The 1,347-nt window shown below is 24.6% G+C and carries 2 protein-coding genes; both read left to right on the top strand.

Annotation, left to right across the window (positions count from 1 at the left end):
- Positions 1 to 386: 386 nt before the first annotated feature.
- The gene (locus B2W91_RS10615; RefSeq protein WP_291580632.1) at positions 387 to 809 is read left to right on the top strand and encodes a DMT family transporter; all 423 of its coding nucleotides are present in this window, start codon (positions 387 to 389) and stop codon (positions 807 to 809) included.
- 11 nt (positions 810 to 820) lie between these two features.
- Positions 821 to 1,270, top strand: coding sequence for a DMT family transporter (locus B2W91_RS10610; RefSeq protein WP_291580631.1), 450 nt, complete (start codon positions 821 to 823; stop codon positions 1,268 to 1,270).
- Positions 1,271 to 1,347: the final 77 nt, after the last annotated feature.

Below are 1,347 nucleotides of genomic sequence, written 5' to 3'. Positions count from 1 at the left end.
TGAATTCTTCATTCTTCATTATTAATCCTCAATTTCTAAGGATTTAAGCTGTTTTTATAGAAAATTAATTTTCTAGAGTATATATTAAGTTTTTACATTGTATCCCTATATATAGATTAACCGCAGTTTTTAAAACTGCGGATTTTTTACTTTATTCATATAAATCTCCTGATAACCTTTTTAAGGTATCCCTATTTAAAACTATTAATAGATTATTTTGATACATGATTAAACTCTTAATTAGATAGTATTTTATATCATACTTATATCATAGCATAGATATTTTTACATTATATATTAAAGAATATCTTTATATATGACAAATGTCGTATATAAAAATAATTTTATTTGATAAACTAAATATTAGAATAGAGAGGAGGGGTTTTATGTATGAAATTGGAGCAATATTTATAGGCATTCTTATTGCTATAATGGCGACATTCAATGCCATATTACATAGCTACTCAGGTAGTTACTTATCAATATTAATAATACATATAGTTGGTCTTATTACATTAATATTTATTTTAATAGTAAAAAAGCAAAGGATTATCTTTAATAAGAGTGTTCCTATCTACTTATTTAGTGCAGGTGCCATAGGGGTCTTTATGGTGTTATTAAGTAATATATGTTTTACTCATCTTGGTGCTTCCTTAACTTTGTCATTAACAGTTTTTGGTCAATTAGTAGTGGCTTGCTTTATTGATCACTTTGGATTGCTTGGAATTCATACTTATAAGTTTCGAAATAAGAAAATTATAGGTTTCATAATAATATCTATAGGAATTGTTGTTATGGCAATATATTAGGAGGTTATAATATGATTTATATAATATTAGCAATGATAGGTGGAGGACTTACAATAATATCAATGATTATAAATGCAGGTTTAGCAAAAGAAATAGGTGTACTTAGGGGCACACTTATAAATTATATAGTGGGGTTGCTAGTTATTTTAATTATAATGGTATTTGCAAAAGGTACATATAATTTTAATATTAATAGTTTTGCTAACATACCTTTTTATGCTTTTTTAGGCGGATTAATTGGAGTGATAGTTGTATCTGCTTCCAATGTTGTAATTCCTAAAATACCAACTATGTATACGACTTTACTTATATTTATAGGGCAGATTTTTACAGGAATTATTATAGATTATTTAGAATTAAGCTCTATATCAAAGGGTAAAATAGTTGGTGGATTACTGATATTATTGGGGATGCTATATAATTCTAATGTGGATAAAAAACAGTTATCAAATAATAATTAAATAAATTTAGCTTATTTAATTGAAAATTCTATTATAATATATAATTATAAGATTTCTTAATGAAAATTTAATTTATT

The organism is Clostridium sp. UBA6640 (assembly GCF_002455975.1).
GTDB lineage: Bacteria > Bacillota > Clostridia > Clostridiales > Clostridiaceae > Clostridium_J.
Note: the sequence above shows the minus strand (reverse complement) of the source record. Positions and strands in the feature narration are given on the sequence as shown.

Coding starts and splice junctions, on each gene's coding strand:
- B2W91_RS10615 (WP_291580632.1), top strand. CDS start 387: ATGTATGAAATTGGAGCAATATTTATAGGCATTCTTATTGCTATAATG.
- B2W91_RS10610 (WP_291580631.1), top strand. CDS start 821: ATGATTTATATAATATTAGCAATGATAGGTGGAGGACTTACAATAATA.